Source organism: Allorhizobium sp. DMC15 (genome assembly GCF_056314065.1).
Genome location: NZ_JBQUZB010000005.1, coordinates 84,427 through 100,698, shown reverse-complemented (window position 1 = coordinate 100,698; position 16,272 = coordinate 84,427). Strand labels below are relative to the sequence as shown.

Sequence of the window (16,272 nt, the reverse complement as noted above, 5' to 3'; positions counted from 1 at the left end):
CGAACGCCGAAGGAAATTTCCCATGCCGAAACCCAATCCGCGCCATCCCGGCTTTCCCATCCCCGGCGGTCCAGAACTGAGGGCGAAAGGCTGGCGGCAGGAGGCGCTTCTCCGTTTGCTTGAAAACGTGCTCTCCGTCGGCGAGGATCCCGATCGGCTGATCGTCTATGCCGCGCTCGGCAAGGCCGCGCGCAACTGGCCGGCGCATGCCAAGATCGTCGAGACGTTGTTGTCGATGGACGAGGACCAGACGCTGATCATCCAGTCGGGCAAGCCGGTCGGCCTTTTGAAAACCCATGCCAAGGCACCACTCGTCATCATGGCGAATTGCAACATCGTCGGACAATGGGCCAAAGCCGAGATCTTCTACGACCTGGAGAAAAAGGGGCTTATCTGCTGGGGCGGACTGACCGCCGGTGCATGGCAGTATATCGGCTCGCAGGGCGTCATCCAGGGCACCTACGAAATCTTCATGCGGATCGCCGAACGACGCTTCGGCGGATCGCTCGCCGGCCGCTTCATCCTGACGGCGGGCCTTGGTGGCATGGGTGGCGCCCAGCCATTGGCAGGGCGCATGGCTGGGGCTGCGATCCTCGCCGTCGACATCGATCCGGAACGTGCCGAAAAGCGCCGGGCGATTGGCTTCCTCGACGTCGTCGCGCCGGATCTCGACACGGCGTTACGCCTGATCGACGAGGCGGTGGCGGACAAGCGCGCGATCTCCGTCGGCCTCGTCGGCAATGCTGCCGACATCTACCCGAAGATCGAGGCGCGCGGCATCGTGCCCGATATCGTCACGGATCAGACCTCGGCGCATGACCTGGTCTATGGCTATGTACCGAAAGGCATGAGCCTTGCGGACGTCCGACGGCTGCGGGAGGAGGGACCGGCGCAGCTGATGGCTGCCAGTCGCGCGTCGATCGTCGATCATGTGCGCGCCATGCTCGCCTTCCAGAAAAAGGGTTCGGAAGTCTTCGACAACGGCAACCTCATCCGCACCCAGGCACGAGAGGGCGGCGTAGCCAACGCCTTCGACATCCCGATCTTCACCGAGGCCTATCTGCGTCCGCTGTTCTGCAAGGCGATCGGGCCCTTTCGCTGGATGGCTCTGTCGGGCGAGGAAAGCGACATCGCCCGCATCGACGATCTCGTGCTCGAACTCTTCCCCGACAACCAGATCGTCACCAACTGGATCTCACTGGCGCGGCAGTATGTGCCCTTCGAGGGCTTACCCGCCCGCATCGCCTGGCTCGGCCATGGGGAGCGCACCCGCCTTGCGGTCGCGGTCAATGAGCTGGTCGCCACTGGCGCGTTGAAGGGTCCGGTCGCATTCTCGCGTGACCATCTCGATGCCGGGGCCATGGCCCATCCCAACATCATGACGGAGAACATGAAGGACGGATCGGACGCCATCGCCGACTGGCCGCTGATCAATGCCATGACGCTCTGCGCCTCGATGGCCGATCTGGTCGTGATCCATTCGGGTGGCGGCGGTTATGCAGGCTTCATGACGAGTGCCGGCGTCACCATCGTCGCTGACGGGACAGAAGCGGGGGCCGAACGCCTTTCACATGCCCTCACCAATGACACCTCTCTGGGTATCATCCGCTATGCCGACGCCGGTTATGAGACGGCGATCGAGGCCGCAGAAGCGTCCGGCGTCGGCTATCTTCCGCTCGGATCGGCGTGAACACAAAACACCGGACGAAGATTTCACTTCGCGGTCGTCATAAGCAAGGAATTTGCTGCCTATTTATCCAGCAATAGACTAACAGAGAGGCAAATCTCTCGTGGAATTGCCATGTCCTTGCTTCAACGCCTCAGCCCTGGGCTGGTCCGCACCAGTCTGCGCGAGAGGCTTCGTGTTTCGGCCGGTGCCTTGACCGGTATCTGCCTTACCGGTCTCGTCAGCTCTCTGGCGCTGGGGGGCAATGGCAGCGTCCCAATGATCGTCGCCCCGATGGGCGCGTCGGCAGTGCTCCTGTTCGCAGCGCCCGCAAGCCCGCTCGCCCAGCCGTGGTCCATCCTCGGCGGCAATCTGGTGGCGGCCTTGATCGGGGTCACCTGCGCGCTTTTCATCCCCAATGTGCTGATCGCCGCTGGCGTCGCCATTGCGCTTGCGATCGCCGCCATGCTCGTCTTCAACTGCCTGCATCCACCGAGCGGTGCCGTCGCGCTCACCGCTGTGCTCGGTGGACCGGCCATTCATGATGCGGGCTACTGGTTCGCGCTCTCGCCGATCGCCCTGAATTCGGTCGTCCTGCTATCGGTCGCGCTGCTCTTCAACAATGTCACCGGTCGCCGCTATCCGCATCTTGCACCCGCGCCCGGCCAGCCGGCGCAGAAGACATCCGATCCCTTGCCTGGCCACCGCATCGGCCCCGGTGAAAGCGACATTGCCGCGGCGATCCAGGATTTCGACGAGGTCGTCCCGGTCAGCACGGATGATCTGGACCTCCTGTTTCACAAGGCGCAGATCCGCGCCTTCGAGCGTCAGGCCGGCGGCGTCACCTGCGAAGATGTCATGTCTCGTGACGTGCTGTCCGTCGAGACGGGCACCAGCCTCAAAACGGTGTGGCGCATCTTCATGACGCGTCACATCAAAGCTCTGCCTGTCACCGACGAGACGGGGCACCTGGTCGGCATCGTCTCACTGGACGATTTCCTGGAGAACTCGGTCCTCTCGGGGGAGGGCACCCTTCGCCTCGGCTTCGGCCATACGATCATGGCGTCGCTGCGCAGAGAAGCCTTGCCGAAGCGTGTCGAAGAGATCATGCGCCGCAAGGTGCAGTCGGCCATGCCCCAGACAACAATCACCGCGCTGGTATCACCCATGGTCGACCAGGGCATCGATCAGATGCCGGTGGTCGACGGTGACAACCGGCTGATCGGGATCATCAGCCAGTCGGATCTGCTGGGCGCACTCTTCCAGTCGAATCTCGACAGCATCGCTCATTTCTGACCAGAGACGAAAGTAGGCCGGAAATCAGGCGACGTCACACGCCAGGCGCTTCAGGAGCGCGACCAGTTTCTCGACGCCCTCGTCGAGAGCTCCGCTGTTGTCGATGGTCACGACGTCAAAGCTCTCCGGCAGGGGATCGACAGCGCGGGCGAGCCTTGCCTCGATCTCTTCCCGAGTTTCACGGCCACGACCGGCAAGTCGGGCGGCCAGAACGTCAGGGCTCGCCGTCACGTTGACGACCAACAGGCGAGGGAACACCGCCTGGAAACGGCCAAGTGCCGAGCGAGAGCCATTGACAACAACGACGCGGCCAGCCGCGAGTTCATCCAGGACCGCTGCAGGGACACCGTAGTTCAGCCCATGTGCGTCCCAGCTGACGGCAAAGGCTCCGGCCTTTTCGAGCTGATCGAAATCTTCCGCTGAAACCGGCATGTGATTCTCCCCGGCCTCATCGGCCGGGCGGGTAATCAGGCGCCGCGCGAAAACAACGGCTGACGAATCTGCAAACGCAGTTCTGGCACCGGCGATCAGGCTGTCCTTGCCGACCCCGCTCGGGCCTACCACCGCCACCAGCATACCGGCCTTCACCGAGACAGGGGATTGCGGCTGGCCGTCCATCACGCCACCCGCCGTCCCTGACGCCAGACGGCCTTGACCACCGGGACGCCTTCCGGCCGGCGGACATGCACCAGATCCGCACGCAAGCCCGGAGCGATCCGGCCGCGATCCTCCAGACCGACCGTGCGGGCCGGTGTCGCGGTCACCATGGCCAGAGCCGACGGGAGATCGATGCCGTCGATATCATCGGCGAGCACAAAGGCGGCATGCAGCAGGCTGAGCGGCACGTAGTCGGAGGACAGTACGTCGAGCACGCCGAGCTTGGCGAGATCGCGGGCGGCGATATTGCCGGAATGGGACTTGCCGCGCACGACATTGGGCGCGCCCATCAGCACGCTCATGCCAGCCTTGTGCGAGGCCTCGGCCGCCTCAAGGCTGGTCGGGAACTCGGCGAGTTTTACGCCATGACCCTTGGCTTCTTCGACATGGGCAAGCGTCGCATCATCGTGGCTTGCCACCGTGATGCCGCGCTCGGCACAGATGCGGGCGAGAGTGTCGCGGTGGATGCCGGAATACCGTGCAGACAGAGCCAGCCGGCTTTCGACGAAGCGAGCGAAGGCTTCGTCCGAGAGACCACGCTTGGTTTTGTAGTACAGCGTGTATTGATCCATCGTCTGGAACTGCCGCTGCCCCGGGGAATGGTCCATCAGGGAAACGAGACGGACATGCGGGTCGGTCTCGAAATCGGCGAAGTGGTCGAGCACGTTGTTCGAGGCGACCTCGCAGCGCAGGTGGATCAGGTGATCGGCGCGAAGACGGTCGTCCTTTTCGGCCGCCTGGATGGCATCGGCCATATCGCGCATCTCGCCCTTGTCGAAGCCACCATCCTCGTCCGAGCCCATGCGCAGGCAATCGAACACGGTCGTGATACCCGATGTCACCACCTGGGCGTCATGCGCCTGGATGGCCGACGTTTTGTCCCAGCGCACGCCGGGGCGCGGTGAATAATGGGCTTCGAGATGATCGGTGTGGAGCTCCACAAGACCCGGAACGATGTAGTCGCCGCCGAGGTCTTCGCCGACGCGGCTTGCGCCCTCATCGATCGCTTCGATCAAACCATTGCGAACGATCAGGCTGCCGTGAACGATACGGTCCTCCAGAACGATGCGGGCATTGGAGAGGACAAGTTCAGCCATGATGATAACCATTGGTTGGGGCAGGGGAGAGGGGCTGCCGGGAATGGACGAGGAAGGGGGCGCCGCGTTCGGGCTCGATGAAGAGCGTGAGCGAATCGATCACAAGCGGCCTTGCGGTGAAGAGGGCGAAACGACGTTCCAGCAGTTTCCGCATCACATCGGCGCGTTCTTCGGAGACGGGGCCGGTCAGTGTCATATGAAAGCGAAAATCCTCGAAGACATGGTGATAGCCCCAGGCCACCAGGTTCTTGCGCTGGCGCTCACTCAGTCGTTCGGGATTGCGCCGCGCGATATCGGCCTCAGAGAGAGGTGCGCGAAAGGGTTCGAAGGCCTCGACCACGGCAGCCGCAAAGTCCTGAAGCGGCGGATGCAGTGTTTCAGGCACCAGCGCGAAGAAGGGACCAAGCTGTCCGACGACAATCGAGGGGATGGCGAAGGCGGTTTGGCGTGCCCCGAACTCCGTAAGCGCTGCGAGCAGATCGGCCTCGCTGCAACCATTCTTCAGAGAAAACGGTGCCTTGAGCGTCGCGTGAAATCCGTAACGGCGCGGATCGTCAGTGAGTTTAAACACTTCGCCGGCTTCAAAGCCCGGATGATCTTCCTGGGGCAGGGTCTCCCCGGTAAAAGCGTCCCGTCCCAGCCAGGCAGAGGCTGCGCGGGTGAGGGGGGCGTCTTCGGCGGGCGTAAAATACAGGGCGTAGCGCAAGGTGGTGCTTTCGGAATGCTGGGGGACGGGCACAACGAGTTGCGCCCGTTCCGGATCAGTGCCGGCTTTTTCCCATGAGTCGGGAGCGCAGGCTATTGGAAATGGCATCGAAGACGAAGACGACGATCAGGATCAACACCACCATATAGGCGACATTTTCCCAGTCGGAGTTGGTGCGCATCGCTTCCCAGAGCTTCAACCCGATACCACCGGCGCCGACGGCACCGATGATCGTGGCCGAACGCGTATTGCTTTCCCAGAAATAGAGCGCCTGTGAGGCGAAGACAGGAAGAACCTGAGGCAATACGCCGAAGCGCTGGACTGTCATGGGCGACGCTCCCACGGACTTGACGCCTTCCCGCTGCTTGTCATCGATGTTCTCAAGCGCTTCGGCATAGAGCTTGCCCAGCGTGCCGGTGTCGGTGAAGAAAATCGCGGATATGCCGGCGAGCGGCCCGGGGCCGAAGGCACGAGTGAAAAACAGCGCCCAGATCAGCATGTCGACGGAGCGCAGGAAGTCGAAGAAGCGCTTGGTCAGCTGGTTCATCGGACGGTTGCGGCTGATATTGCGGGCGGCCACAAAGGACAGCGGGAAAGCCACCAGCATCGCAAGCAGCGTGCCCATGAAAGCCATGACGATGGTCTGCAGCAGTTTGGTCCAGACGTCGAGATGCTGCCAGGAAGAATTATACAGTACGTTGTTCCAGGCCAGCGCCAGATTGCTCATCTTCGGATCGATCCGCTCCTCCGACGCAATCTTGTGCAGCACCTGAGACGGCGTGAGATCGAAGAAGGGCGAGTTGGTGTCGAAGATGAAGTTTTCCCAGCCGAGGAAGCGCTTGCGCACCCGCACCCGCTCGGCGGTGACGTCGATCCAGCCGGCCATGCCGAAATAGGCGATGACGCGACCACCTTCCGAACGCTGCTCGACCCAGTCGGGAAGCGCGCCCTCGACGGTGACAGTGTCCGCGACATGGTCGAGTTTCAGCGAGACGGTCTCGCCGTCCCGCGTCAGCGTGAGATTGCTGCCGTCGAGGTCAATGCTTGCTGCGCTGCCGAGCGAGACATGAGCGCTGGTGATCACCTCTTCCGTCACCGTCTTGGGTGCGGCAGGCGCCGCTTGTTCAGTGCTATTCGCCTGCGGTGCGACCGGTGCGAGGAAGCTGAACGAAGACTTTGGCGCAGCCGGAATTGCCGACGACGCGGCACGGGCGGCATCCGTCAGAGTGCGGGTGATCGTTTCCTTTCTGGCGTCGATCCAGTCCGGGTTTGGATGGGGACCGATCGGGTCGAAGCGCGGATAGGTGATCTGCATCGTACCGTCAGGCGCAATCTGGAATTCAGGGCGGATCTCATAGGAAACCCAGTCGGCGAGATAGTTGCCGGCCAGCCCCCAGTTCGCCTGATTGATCGTCTTGCCAACGGCAAAGAACCACCAGCAGAAGACGAAGTAGAGCGCAACGATGCCGATCGACAGCGGCATCCGGTAGCGTTGCCAGAGACTGCGTTGCAGCACATGCGGATAGCGTTCGGCCAGACGGTTCAGCTCGGCGGTGTTGGTCATCGACATCGTCATATCCTCACGTTACCCCCTGAAAGGCCTGCTCACCGACCAGCCTGCGGCGCAGTGAAGCGGAGAACTGGTCGACAGCAATGACGGTCGTCAGCAGCAGAAGAACGATCGCAAGCGTCTTGGCCTCATGGCCCTGGCTGATCGACAGCCGCAGCAATTCGCCGATACCACCGCCCCCGACCGCACCGATGATGGTGGAGGCGCGGACATTGATCTCGAAGCGCAGCAGGAAATAGCTCAGGAAATTCGGCATGACCTGCGGTGTGATGCCGAACCAGACGCGCTCGAACCAGTTGGCGCCGACCGCACGCAAGCCTTCATCGGGGCGCATGTCGGCATTCTCGATCACTTCGTAAAACAGTTTGCCCAGCGCACCGATCGTGTGGATAGAGACGGCGATGATGGCCGGGATCGGCCCGAGCGACAGGATGGCGAGAAAGAAACCGGCAAGGACGACTTCTGGGAAGGCACGCAGCACTTCCATCACCCGGCGCATCGGCCAGCGCACCCAGACGAGCGGCATCATGTTGCGGGCGGCGAGAAAGGCGAAGCAGAAACCGAAGAGCACGCCGATCACCGTCGAGAGCAGCGCGATGTTGATCGTCTCGACCATCTTGTAGAAATATTCGGGGATGTAGAGGCTCTGGGTCAGGTAAAGCCGGCCATCCGGATAATTGTATTTCAGACTGCCGTCGTCATAGGGGGAGGGCAGATCAAACAGGGCACGCCAGATCTCCCAGCCGTCGCGCGGCACAAGATCGCCGAGGAAATCGAAGAGGTAAGGCAGTCGATCGAAGAACTTGCCGGAATTGGTCTCGTTGGCGAACCACACCGATCCGGTCACCGCAAAGAACAGGATGACGATCCCGAGCCCGGTATAGAGACGGCGCTTCGAGGCAAGTTCCTGCCAATGGCGTTCCACGGCGGCGCCGCTTTCGCTCAGCGGCTGCAATGTCGACATGTGCATCGACCATCCCCTTCGGACTGCGGTTCAAGAAAGAACCGCCGGTCGGCGAAGACCGGCGGTTCCTGACGCGGATAACGGGATCAGCCGCCGATGGTCGCCTTGCGGGCGTCGATGATCGGCTTGTAGAAGTCGACGTTGACTTCGGTGAAGCCCTTGAAGTCACCACCCTGGATGGCGGAGAAGCAGGCCGGGTCAGAGGTCGGCAGGTCCATCATGAACGTCTTGAACTTGGCCTTCATGTCCTCGTTCATCGAGGTGCGCACGACGACCGGGCCGTTCGGGATCAGCGGCGACTTCCACAGCTCAACGAGGTCGTCCATGTTCAGGATACCCTTGTCGACCATCTTGCGCAGGTTGCCGGAGGTGTAGCCGTCCTTGAACTCGCCGACGCCGGAACCGAAGGTCGTGCCGGCATCGAAGGTGCCTTTGAGCACTTCGAGAACGAGGTTCTCGTGGCCGCCGCCGAAGCCGGTTTCAGCAACATATTCCTTGACCGGAGCGCCGAGCGCTTCCGGAAGCGTGACGGAGGGAACGAGATAGCCGGAAGTCGAATCCGGATCGGCGAAGCCGAGCTTCTTGCCCTTGATGTCGGTGACCTTGGTCATGCCGCTGTCCTTGCGGGCAACCATGATCGAGTAGTAGCCCATCGAGCCGTCGGTCTGCACGGTGGTCAGGATCGGCTGAACGGCATCGGCATTGGCGAGATAGATCTTGGCAAAGCCCGAAGCGCCGAGTTCGGCATAGTCGAGTGTGCCGCCGAGCAGACCCTGGATGACGCCGTCATAGTCAGCGGCCGGGAACAGCGAAACCTTTTCAACGCCGATGGCAGCCGGCAGCTTGTCGACCATGCACTGAAAATTGCGCAGACGGTCGGCTTCGTTTTCACCGCCGAGGATGCCGATGCGGAATTCCTTCAAGTCTTCGGCATGAGCGGCACCGGCGAGAGCGCCGAGAGCCACGGCGGCAAGCAGGGTCTTCTTCAACATGAGCTTATCTCCTGTTTCCTGGGATCATTGAATTGTTTGAATGCACACCCGTAACGCCGGGCTTGGCGATCTTCGTGGCTCAGGCCTCGGCAGCTGCCAGCGGGCGAAGGCCAGGGGATGGGATTTTGCGCGCAGCGTCATTGTCCTGATGCGCAATATTGATGCTCGTCGACGTCATGGTCTCATCGATGCCGGCGCCGTGGCGATCGGCGCCATAAATCTCGTGCACGGCGTCCGCTGTCAGTTCCGAGGGGGCGCCATCGAACACCACCCGGCCACGCGCCATGCCGATGATGCGCTCGCAGTAATTGCGCGCGGTATCCAGGGTATGGAGGTTGGTGATGACTGTGATGCCTTCGCGTTCGTTGATGTCGCGCAGCGCATCCATGACGATCTTGGCATTGAGCGGATCGAGCGAGGCGATCGGTTCGTCGGCCAGAACCATCTTCGGCGACTGCATCAGCGCACGGGCGATCGCCACACGCTGCTGCTGGCCACCGGACAGCGTGCCGGCTGCCTGGAGCGCCGTCTGTTCGATGCCGAGACGCTCCAAAGCTGCAATCGCCATGAGGCGCTCTTCGCGAGAGAAGATGTTGAGCATGGACAACGCAGTCGAGCGATGATTGAGGCGACCCAGAAGAACGTTCGTGAGAACGTCGAGACGGGGCACCAGATTGAACTGCTGGAAGATCATGGCGCAGTCGCGCTGCCAGTTGCGGAGTGCTGCACCGCGCAATGTGGATATCTCGACATCACCGAAACGGATGGAACCAGAAGTGGGGTCGACCAGGCGGTTGATCATGCGCAGAAGAGTGGACTTGCCCGCCCCGGAGCGACCGATGACACCAACCATCTGGCCCGCCGGGATCTCGATGCTGACAGAATCGACGGCCTTGTGGTTGCCGAACTGTCGGGTGAGATTGTCCAACCGAAAGCGCATTGTGGTTCCTTCGCCGTCATTGATTGCGGTGCTGGTTATCCACTAGCGCTTCATCGTGAAGCGCGAATGTCAGATTTGTGTAGGATTTGTTAAACTATGCAAGCATTTGGAAAATAACGATTATCACGCATATTTTCCGATAAACTGTTCGGCGTCCAGATTGCGAAAATCCTCCAATGCCGCAAACAGCCGGTCGTGATTCCAGTCCCACCAGGCGAGGGCCTGCATGCGATCGGCGACGGGTTTGGGAAAACGTTCGCGGATGAACTTGGCCGGTACGCCGCCCACTATCGTGAACGCGGCGACATCCCTTGAGACCACCGCGCCGGCGCCGATCACGGCGCCATCTCCAACGGTTACGCCTGGAAGCACCGTCGCACCGTGACCGATCCAGACATCATGGCCGATGGTGACGCGGTTTTCCCGGCGCCAGGCAAAGAAGTCCTGATCATCTTCAGCGCCATCAAAATAGCTGGCGGCACGGTAGGTGAAGTGGTGCAGAGTTGCGCGCCACATCGGATGATTGGTCGCGTTGATGCGCGCCGCCGCAGCGATATTGGCGAACTTGCCGATCGTCGCGCACCAGGCCGCGCCATCACGCTCGATATAGGAATAGTCACCCATCTCCACCTCGTCGAGGCGGCATCGTTCGCCCACCTCTGTGTAGCGGCCGAGCGTCGAATTCCCGACCGTGGCGCCGGGATGAATCAGCGGTTCGAGCCCAAGTTTCTTGCTCATGCTGCAACCTTTCGCGGCGAAAACTGGGTCACGTCGAGAACGCGGTCGGCGACGGCCTCACGCACCTCCTCGTCATGAAAGATACCAAGGAGCGCGACGCCGGCTCTCTTCTTGGCACGGATCATATCCACCACCACCGCACGGTTGGCTGCATCGAGCGACGCGGTCGGCTCATCGAGCAGAAGGATCGCGTGATCGGTGATGAACCCTCGCGCGATATTGACGCGCTGCTGTTCGCCCCCAGAGAAGGTGGAGGGCGGCAACTGCCAGAGATCGCGGGGCAGGTTGAGCTTGGCCAGAAGTTCGGCCGCGCGCTCCTGGGCCTCCTCCGTTGCGGTGCCGCGCGCCACGAGCGGTTCGGCGACAACATCAAGCGTAGAGACACGCGGTACGGTACGCAAAAACTGGCTGACATAACCGAGCGCCGAACGCCGGACCTCCAACACAGCACGCGGATCGGCCGAGGCGATATCAACGATACGGTCGCCCCTGGCGACCAGGATCTGCCCCTGGTCGACCGCGTAGTTGCCGTAGAGCATTTTCAGGATCGAGCTCTTGCCGATGCCCGAGGGACCGCCGAGCACGACACATTCGCCGGCTGCGACGGAGAAGGACACGTTGGCAACGACGGGGAGGACGAGGCCGCCGCGCAAATGCATGGTGAAGCTCTTTGAGACTTCGGAAACGATGAGAGGCGTGGCCATGGGTATCTCCGTCAGACCTGCAGGATCGAGGACACGAGCAGCTGGGTGTAAGGCTCGCGCGGGTCGTCGAGCACGCGGTCGGTGAGGCCGTGTTCGATGACATGGCCGTCCTTCATCACCATCATCCGGTGCGAGAGGAGGCGGGCGACTGCGAGATCGTGGGTGACGACGATGGCCGAGAGGCCGAGGTCGTTGACGAGGCCGCGCACGAGATCGAGCAGGCGGGCCTGGACCGAGACATCGAGACCGCCGGTCGGCTCGTCCATGAAGACGAGGCGGGGACCGGTGACGAGATTGCGGGCGATCTGCAGGCGCTGGCGCATCCCGCCGGAGAAGGCGCGGGGCTGATCGTCGATGCGATCGGTCGAGATCTCGACGCGCTCCAGCCATTCGCTCGCCGTCTGGCGGATTTTTCCGTAGTGTCGATCACCGATGGCCATCAGTCGCTCGCCGACATTGGCGCCGGCCGAGACGGTCATGCGCAGACCGTCAGCCGGATTCTGGTGCACGAAACCCCAGTCGGTGCGCATCAGGAAGCGGCGTTCGGCCTCGCCCATATGGTAGAGTTCGCGGTACTGACCGTCGCGCATGTGGTAGTCGACACAGCCGGTCGTCGGCATCAGCCGGGTGGACAGGCAGTTGAGAAGCGTGGTCTTGCCCGATCCGCTTTCGCCGACGATGGCGAGAACTTCGCCCGGCCAGAGATCGAAGGAGACTTGAGAGCAGCCGATGCGGTTGCCGTAGAATTTCGACAGGTTGCGAACTTTCAGAAGGGGCTGGTCGCTCATTCTGCGGCCTCCTTGTTCTGGGCGAGCATTTCGCCGACATGGCCTTCGGCCTGGCGGGTCTCACAGTGGTCGGTGTCGGAGCAGACGAACATTCGGCCGCCCTTGTCGTCGAGCACGACCTCGTCGAGATAGACGTTGTGGGCGCCGCAGAGCGCGCAGGGCTTGTCGAATGTCTGGATCTCGAATGGGTGATCCTCGAAGTCGAGGCTAACGACGTCGGTATAGGGCGGAACGGCGTAGATGCGCTTTTCACGGCCCGCGCCGAAGAGCTGCAGGGCCTCCGACATGTGCATCTTCGGGTTGTCGAACTTCGGCGTCGGTGAGGGGTCCATGACGTAGCGGCCCTCGACCTTTACCGGATAGGCATACGTCGTGGCGATGCGGCCGTGCTTGGCGATGTCTTCGTAAAGCTTCACATGCATGAGGCCGTATTCTTCCAGCGCATGCATCTTGCGGGTCTCGGTCTCGCGCGGCTCGAGGAAGCGCAGGGGTTCGGGGATCGGCACCTGATAGACCAGAATCTGACCTTCTTTCAGCTTCTCCTCGGGGATGCGGTGGCGGGTCTGGATGATCGTCGCTTCGCTGGTCTTGGTGGTCACCGCGACCTCGGCGACCTTCTGGAAGAAGGCGCGGATGGAGACGGCATTGGTCGTGTCATCGGCGCCCTGGTCGATGACTTTCAGCGTGTCATCGCGGCCGATGATCGAGGCCGTCACCTGCACGCCGCCGGTGCCCCAACCATAGGGCATCGGCATTTCTCTGCTGGCGAAGGGCACCTGATAGCCAGGGATGGCAATCGCCTTCAGGATCGCGCGGCGGATCATGCGCTTGGTCTGTTCGTCCAGATAGGCGAAATTGTAGGTGGCGAGTTCCTGCATGGCGGCTTACCCTTTGCCTGGCTTACAAGCGTGGAGGCGTGACATGGACCCGAGCGGATCGGCTGTCTGGATGGAGGCGGTGGTGCTGTTTGCGGTGTTCGCCATCGTTGGGTTCATCTTGTTTTTGGGGGCCCGCCACGACCAGCGTGTCAAAAGCAAAGGCTCAGGAAACGCCGACGGTGGCGGCAACTGGACCGATGATTGCGGCGGTGACGGCGGGGGAGACGGTGGCGGGGACTGACGCATCATTCGGCGGCCTCCTTCAGATCTGTCTGTTCAATTCGGCTCGCATCGTGCTTTGCCCGCATGCGGCGGACGAGATCGAGTTCGGCCTGGAAGTCGACGTAATGCGGCAGCTTCAGGTGCTCTACGAAACCGGTCGCCTGGACGTTGTCGCAATGGGAAATCACGAATTCCTCGTCCTGGGCCGGAGCGACGACATCCTCGCCGAATTCCTGGGTTCGGAGCGCCCGGTCGACCAGTGACATGGACATGGCCTTGCGTTCGCTCTGGCCGAAGACGAGGCCGTAGCCGCGGGTGAATTGCGGCGGGGCCTTGGCCGAACCCTTGAACTGGTTGACCATCTGGCATTCGGTGACGCGGATTTCGCCGAGCGAGACCGCAAAACCCAGCTCCGGCACGTCGAATTCGACCTCGACCAGACCCATGCGGATTTCGCCGACAAAGGGATGGGTGCGGCCATAGCCGCGCTGGGTCGAATAGCCGAGGGCGAGCAGGAAGCCCTCGTCGCCACGGGCGAGCGCTTGAAGACGCAGGTCGCGGGGCATCGGGAATTCCATCGGCTCGCGGGTGATGTCGCCGGCGACGTGATCCTCCGGCATCTCGCCATCCGGCTCGATCAGACCCTCGCCATCGAGAATGTCGGAGACCCGCATGACGTCTTCATAAGCGTCATCGCGGAGTTCCGGCACGTCGACGTCCTGATCCTCGAGCAGGGAGGGATCGAGAAGACGATGGGTGTAGTCGAATGTCGGCCCGAGCAACTGGCCGCCGGGCAGATCCTTATAGGTGGCCGACACGCGACGTTCGACCCGCATCTTCCCCGTTTCGATCGGCCGCGAGGTGCCGAAACGGGGAAGGGTGGTCCGGTAGGCGCGCAGCAGGAAGATCGCCTCGATCATGTCGCCGCGCGCCTGCTTGAGGGCGAGCGCTGCGAGCGCGCAGTCATAAAGCGAGGCTTCCGCCATCACCCGATCGACGGACAGGCCGAGCTGCGCGACGATCTGGTCGATGGTGATCGACGGCAGATTGCGATCGCCGCGACGACGATCGGCGAGCAGGCGATGGGCATTGGCGATGGCCTTTTCGCCACCCTTGACGGCAACATACATGGCTCAGGCCTCCATCTGACTGATTTTCGTGGTGCGTGGCAGCGCTACGAAATGGCGGCCACAGGTCAGGACCACGTCAACGCCACGCGGAAACTGGGCGCGATTGTCGGCCCACTGGCGCAAGACGGTCTCGGTCATTCCCTTCGGCGCTATGGCGGCGGTCGCACGGATACCGGGACCGGAGAGCTGCAGGGCAGGGCCCCCTTCCAGGCTCTGGACTTCGATCACAACAGTTGTGGAGCGGTCCGGGTAGTCCTGGCTGCCGAGCGTGAAATGCGCAAGCGAAGGCGGCTGGGCGCCGGCCTCGACGAAGGCAAATTTCGCTTCGGTCTTTTCTGATGTCAGCGGCGCACCCGTATGGAAGCCGATCCAGCCGGGCAGGGCGGACTTCGACAATGCCGAGGTGAGCCAGACCGGCGTGTCGTGGTCACAGAGTGTCAGGAGCAGCGCGCCAGCGGCGGCACCGAGCGGGGAGGGCGGCGCCACCTGTGGCAGGACCGAACCAATTGTGCCCGGACGCGCCATGGCGTCCATCACGGCGCGGAACACCGTCTGGGCATCGAAGACGGGATCGGCAAAGCCACCGATCAGACTTTCAGTCGTTTGGCTCATCAGTCTTCTCCCCGCACCATGGTGAAGAAATCCACCTTCGTGGCTGCTGTTTCCTTGCGCGTCTGCCGCGCCTCATCCTCGAGGCGCGCCGTGATCTCGCAGAAAAGCCCTGCCTCGAGGGTTGCAAGCGTGGATGCGTCCTGCGCCAGCGCATCGATGACGGCCGCGAGCGTTGCCGCCTTGCGATCAGTGCCAAGGCGATACCCGTGACCGATCCGGCCATCTGTCAGCCGAATGCTGGCCCGGCTCATGGTCGCCTCGCCCAGATTGAACGGCGCGCCGCCGCCGCCGATGCGGCCCCGGACCATCACAAGGCCCGTTTCGGGACCGCGTAAAAGAATGTGCTCCGGCACACCGGCGTGATCACCCAGGGCGTTTTCGAGTTCGGTGCGCGTGGCACGCGCGAGCAGATCGACGATCCGCTTGCGCGCTGGCGTCGCGGCAGTTTGCATCTGTGGGGCTCTGTCCATGGACGATCCTCTTAATGTCTATTAATATAGACAACCATACAAGTTACTGTATGATTAGACGCAGGGCATGACAAGGGTATGACAGGGGCGGGGCAGACCGTGATTCAGAAGCAGAAGGGCGTCTCGCTCTGGCGGCAGATCTCAGACCGCATCCGGGCCAATATCGCCGCCGGACTCTATGACGCCACCGAGATGCTGCCGGCCGAAACGGCGCTGGCGCAGGAGTTCGGGGTAAACCGCCACACGGTGCGAGCGGCCCTTGCGGCTCTGGCTCAGGAGGGGATCGTCAAGGCTTCGCAGGGACGCGGCACGATGATCGAGCGACGCGACAAGTTCGATTTCCCGATCGGCCGCAGGACGCGTTTCACCGAAGGCATCGGCGATCAGGCACGGGATCTGAAGGGCGTGCTCCTGGCCTCACAGAGGGAGGCCGCACCTTTGGACGTGCAGAAACGACTGGGGCTCAATCCCGGCGAGGCCGTGCTGCGGCTCGACGGTGTTCGCAAAGCCGATGGGCGCGCCGTGTCCCGCTCGACAATGTGGTTTCCCGCTGACCGCTTCGCGGGCATCGACACCGCCTTTGCAGAAACTGGCTCGATTACGAAAGCGCTCGCCCGTTTCGGCATCGACGACTATCTGCGCGATTTCACCGAAATTTCGGCTGTACATGCAGAGCCTGACGATGTCGCCAGCCTGGAACTGACGCCCGGCGCCATCGTCCTCGTCACCCACGCACTCAATACAGATACGGCGGGGCGACCGATCCAGTATGCAATCACCCGTTTTCCGGCCGACCGCGTCCAGTTCACCATCCGCAGCTGACCAAGGCCCATGAGGGCAGC

General features: G+C 62.3%; 18 protein-coding genes. 4 read left to right on the top strand and 14 right to left on the bottom strand.

Translation table 11 applies throughout. From position 1 onward, the window contains the following. Positions 1-22: 22 nt before the first annotated feature. Together ACT53S_RS20570 and ACT53S_RS20565 are read left to right on the top strand one after the other, a co-directional pair. Positions 23-1,690 (top strand): urocanate hydratase, encoded by a 1,668-nt coding sequence (locus tag ACT53S_RS20570; RefSeq protein WP_476068362.1) that lies wholly within the window; start codon positions 23-25, stop codon positions 1,688-1,690. Positions 1,691-1,801: 111 nt separating this feature from the next. Further along, on the top strand, positions 1,802-2,962 hold the full coding sequence (locus ACT53S_RS20565) for an HPP family protein (protein ID WP_476068361.1): 1,161 nt from the start codon (positions 1,802-1,804) through the stop codon (positions 2,960-2,962). Positions 2,963-2,986: 24 nt separating this feature from the next. On the opposite strand, the gene phnN is transcribed toward ACT53S_RS20565, so the two are convergent. The 11 genes from phnN to ACT53S_RS20510 all read right to left on the bottom strand — a co-directional run bounded on the left by phnN (position 2,987) and on the right by ACT53S_RS20510 (position 12,996). After that, positions 2,987-3,583, bottom strand: coding sequence for a phosphonate metabolism protein/1,5-bisphosphokinase (PRPP-forming) PhnN (phnN, locus tag ACT53S_RS20560; RefSeq protein ID WP_476068360.1), 597 nt, complete (start codon positions 3,581-3,583; stop codon positions 2,987-2,989). Then, complete coding sequence (locus tag ACT53S_RS20555; RefSeq protein ID WP_476068359.1) at positions 3,580-4,716, bottom strand: alpha-D-ribose 1-methylphosphonate 5-triphosphate diphosphatase; 1,137 nt, start codon at positions 4,714-4,716, stop codon at positions 3,580-3,582. The genes phnN and ACT53S_RS20555 overlap by 4 nt, the downstream gene beginning before the upstream one ends. Beyond that, positions 4,709-5,422: a DUF1045 domain-containing protein gene (locus tag ACT53S_RS20550; protein ID WP_476068358.1), complete on the bottom strand. Its 714-nt coding sequence runs from the start codon at positions 5,420-5,422 to the stop codon at positions 4,709-4,711. Before ACT53S_RS20550 ends, ACT53S_RS20555 begins: the two co-directional genes overlap by 8 nt. 55 nt (positions 5,423-5,477) lie before the next feature. After that, positions 5,478-6,992, bottom strand: coding sequence for a phosphonate ABC transporter, permease protein PhnE (phnE, locus tag ACT53S_RS20545; protein WP_476068357.1), 1,515 nt, complete (start codon positions 6,990-6,992; stop codon positions 5,478-5,480). 10 nt (positions 6,993-7,002) lie between these two features. Further along, positions 7,003-7,962: a phosphonate ABC transporter, permease protein PhnE gene (gene phnE, locus ACT53S_RS20540; protein WP_476068356.1), complete on the bottom strand. Its 960-nt coding sequence runs from the start codon at positions 7,960-7,962 to the stop codon at positions 7,003-7,005. 80 nt (positions 7,963-8,042) lie between these two features. Next, positions 8,043-8,948 carry a phosphonate ABC transporter substrate-binding protein gene (phnD, locus tag ACT53S_RS20535; protein WP_476068355.1) on the bottom strand — a complete coding sequence of 302 codons (906 nt, stop codon included), beginning with the start codon at positions 8,946-8,948 and terminating at the stop codon, positions 8,043-8,045. A 79-nt stretch (positions 8,949-9,027) separates the two neighbouring features. Continuing rightward, the gene (gene phnC / locus ACT53S_RS20530) at positions 9,028-9,888 is read right to left on the bottom strand and encodes a phosphonate ABC transporter ATP-binding protein (protein WP_476068354.1); all 861 of its coding nucleotides are present in this window, start codon (positions 9,886-9,888) and stop codon (positions 9,028-9,030) included. Between the two features lie 123 nt (positions 9,889-10,011). Then, positions 10,012-10,626, bottom strand: a complete 615-nt coding sequence (locus tag ACT53S_RS20525; RefSeq protein ID WP_476068353.1) for a DapH/DapD/GlmU-related protein — start codon at positions 10,624-10,626, stop codon at positions 10,012-10,014. Beyond that, a complete protein-coding gene (gene phnL / locus ACT53S_RS20520) occupies positions 10,623-11,330 on the bottom strand; it encodes a phosphonate C-P lyase system protein PhnL (RefSeq protein WP_476068352.1) in 708 nt (235 codons plus the stop codon). The genes ACT53S_RS20525 and phnL overlap by 4 nt, the downstream gene beginning before the upstream one ends. A gap of 11 nt (positions 11,331-11,341) precedes the next feature. After that, on the bottom strand, positions 11,342-12,118 hold the full coding sequence (phnK, locus tag ACT53S_RS20515; RefSeq protein WP_476068351.1) for a phosphonate C-P lyase system protein PhnK: 777 nt from the start codon (positions 12,116-12,118) through the stop codon (positions 11,342-11,344). Beyond that, positions 12,115-12,996, bottom strand: a complete 882-nt coding sequence (locus ACT53S_RS20510; protein ID WP_476068350.1) for an alpha-D-ribose 1-methylphosphonate 5-phosphate C-P-lyase PhnJ — start codon at positions 12,994-12,996, stop codon at positions 12,115-12,117. Before ACT53S_RS20510 ends, phnK begins: the two co-directional genes overlap by 4 nt. Positions 12,997-13,039: 43 nt before the next feature. On the opposite strand from ACT53S_RS20510, the gene ACT53S_RS20505 reads away from it, so the two are divergent. Beyond that, positions 13,040-13,237 (top strand): hypothetical protein, encoded by a 198-nt coding sequence (locus tag ACT53S_RS20505; RefSeq protein ID WP_142073301.1) that lies wholly within the window; start codon positions 13,040-13,042, stop codon positions 13,235-13,237. 4 nt (positions 13,238-13,241) lie between these two features. Here ACT53S_RS20505 and ACT53S_RS20500 read toward each other — a convergent pair whose 3' ends face one another. From ACT53S_RS20500 to phnG, 3 genes are read right to left on the bottom strand one after another with little or no spacing between them, the layout of a single operon-like run. Beyond that, complete coding sequence (locus ACT53S_RS20500; RefSeq protein WP_476068349.1) at positions 13,242-14,348, bottom strand: carbon-phosphorus lyase complex subunit; 1,107 nt, start codon at positions 14,346-14,348, stop codon at positions 13,242-13,244. A gap of 3 nt (positions 14,349-14,351) precedes the next feature. Continuing rightward, a complete protein-coding gene (gene phnH, locus ACT53S_RS20495; protein ID WP_476068348.1) occupies positions 14,352-14,960 on the bottom strand; it encodes a phosphonate C-P lyase system protein PhnH in 609 nt (202 codons plus the stop codon). Further along, on the bottom strand, positions 14,960-15,430 hold the full coding sequence (phnG, locus tag ACT53S_RS20490) for a phosphonate C-P lyase system protein PhnG (protein ID WP_476068347.1): 471 nt from the start codon (positions 15,428-15,430) through the stop codon (positions 14,960-14,962). The genes phnH and phnG overlap by 1 nt, the downstream gene beginning before the upstream one ends. A gap of 78 nt (positions 15,431-15,508) precedes the next feature. On the opposite strand from phnG, the gene phnF reads away from it, so the two are divergent. Further along, positions 15,509-16,252, top strand: a complete 744-nt coding sequence (gene phnF / locus ACT53S_RS20485; RefSeq protein WP_113376733.1) for a phosphonate metabolism transcriptional regulator PhnF — start codon at positions 15,509-15,511, stop codon at positions 16,250-16,252. Positions 16,253-16,272: the final 20 nt, after the last annotated feature.

What these genes read in the sequence shown, in the direction of transcription:
- ACT53S_RS20570 (WP_476068362.1), top strand. Translation starts at nt 23, where the DNA reads ATGCCGAAACCCAATCCGCGCCATCCCGGCTTTCCCATCCCCGGCGGT.
- ACT53S_RS20565 (WP_476068361.1), top strand. Translation starts at nt 1,802, where the DNA reads ATGTCCTTGCTTCAACGCCTCAGCCCTGGGCTGGTCCGCACCAGTCTG.
- ACT53S_RS20555 (WP_476068359.1), bottom strand. Translation starts at nt 4,716, where the DNA reads ATGGCTGAACTTGTCCTCTCCAATGCCCGCATCGTTCTGGAGGACCGT.
- phnE (WP_476068357.1), bottom strand. Translation starts at nt 6,992, where the DNA reads ATGTCGATGACCAACACCGCCGAGCTGAACCGTCTGGCCGAACGCTAT.
- phnE (WP_476068356.1), bottom strand. Translation starts at nt 7,962, where the DNA reads ATGCACATGTCGACATTGCAGCCGCTGAGCGAAAGCGGCGCCGCCGTG.
- phnD (WP_476068355.1), bottom strand. Translation starts at nt 8,948, where the DNA reads ATGTTGAAGAAGACCCTGCTTGCCGCCGTGGCTCTCGGCGCTCTCGCC.
- phnC (WP_476068354.1), bottom strand. Translation starts at nt 9,888, where the DNA reads ATGCGCTTTCGGTTGGACAATCTCACCCGACAGTTCGGCAACCACAAG.
- ACT53S_RS20525 (WP_476068353.1), bottom strand. Translation starts at nt 10,626, where the DNA reads ATGAGCAAGAAACTTGGGCTCGAACCGCTGATTCATCCCGGCGCCACG.
- phnL (WP_476068352.1), bottom strand. Translation starts at nt 11,330, where the DNA reads ATGGCCACGCCTCTCATCGTTTCCGAAGTCTCAAAGAGCTTCACCATG.
- phnK (WP_476068351.1), bottom strand. Translation starts at nt 12,118, where the DNA reads ATGAGCGACCAGCCCCTTCTGAAAGTTCGCAACCTGTCGAAATTCTAC.
- ACT53S_RS20510 (WP_476068350.1), bottom strand. Translation starts at nt 12,996, where the DNA reads ATGCAGGAACTCGCCACCTACAATTTCGCCTATCTGGACGAACAGACC.
- ACT53S_RS20505 (WP_142073301.1), top strand. Translation starts at nt 13,040, where the DNA reads ATGGACCCGAGCGGATCGGCTGTCTGGATGGAGGCGGTGGTGCTGTTT.
- ACT53S_RS20500 (WP_476068349.1), bottom strand. Translation starts at nt 14,348, where the DNA reads ATGTATGTTGCCGTCAAGGGTGGCGAAAAGGCCATCGCCAATGCCCAT.
- phnH (WP_476068348.1), bottom strand. Translation starts at nt 14,960, where the DNA reads ATGAGCCAAACGACTGAAAGTCTGATCGGTGGCTTTGCCGATCCCGTC.
- phnG (WP_476068347.1), bottom strand. Translation starts at nt 15,430, where the DNA reads ATGGACAGAGCCCCACAGATGCAAACTGCCGCGACGCCAGCGCGCAAG.
- phnF (WP_113376733.1), top strand. Translation starts at nt 15,509, where the DNA reads ATGACAGGGGCGGGGCAGACCGTGATTCAGAAGCAGAAGGGCGTCTCG.